Source organism: Natrinema sp. CGMCC1.2065, from assembly GCF_051225675.1.
GTDB lineage: Archaea > Halobacteriota > Halobacteria > Halobacteriales > Natrialbaceae > Natrinema > Natrinema thermotolerans.
The window spans coordinates 1-576 of record NZ_JBPJSJ010000046.1 but is presented as its reverse complement, the minus strand read 5'-3'; the positions used below and the strand labels follow the sequence as shown (position 1 = coordinate 576).

1 rRNA gene is annotated in these 576 nt (G+C 55.9%); it reads left to right on the top strand.

Features of this window, described 5'->3' with window-relative positions:
• Positions 1-576, top strand: a 23S ribosomal RNA gene (locus tag ACSBP4_RS19615); the annotation flags it as partial.

Below are 576 nucleotides of genomic sequence, written 5' to 3'. Positions count from 1 at the left end.
TACCGGCCGAGGTTTGAGGCGCCCAAAATGATCGGGGCTCAAGTCTACCACCGAGACCTAGCAGCACCACTCAGACTGGTGATCTCGTAGGTTGGCGTTCTGTTCGGGTGGAAGCACGGCTGAGAAGTCGTGTGGACCGTTCAGTAACGAAAATCCTGGTCATAGTAGCAGCGTTAGTCGGGTTAGAACCCCGACGGCCGAACGAGTAAGGGTTCCTCAGCAATGCTGATCAGCTGAGGGTTAGCCGGTCCTAAGTCAGCCCGTAAGTCGAAGCTGACAACAGGGAAATAGGTTAATATTCCTATGCCAGTGTGTACTCAAAGCCAACGCTTTGGGGCCGCCTCTGCCGGGCTTTCGCCCGGTCGAACAGTCGAAGTTCGTGGAAGCCGTAATGGCACGAAGCGACCGAATGGCTGGATAGCGCAAGAGAGGTCAACCTAGAGCCCGTGAAAAGGCGAACACACTGTCCGTACCGAGATCCGACACAGGTACTCGTGGCGGCGAAAGCCAAGGTCTGTCGGGAGCAACCGACGTTAGGGAATTCGGCAAGTTAGTCCCGTACGTTCGCAATAAGGG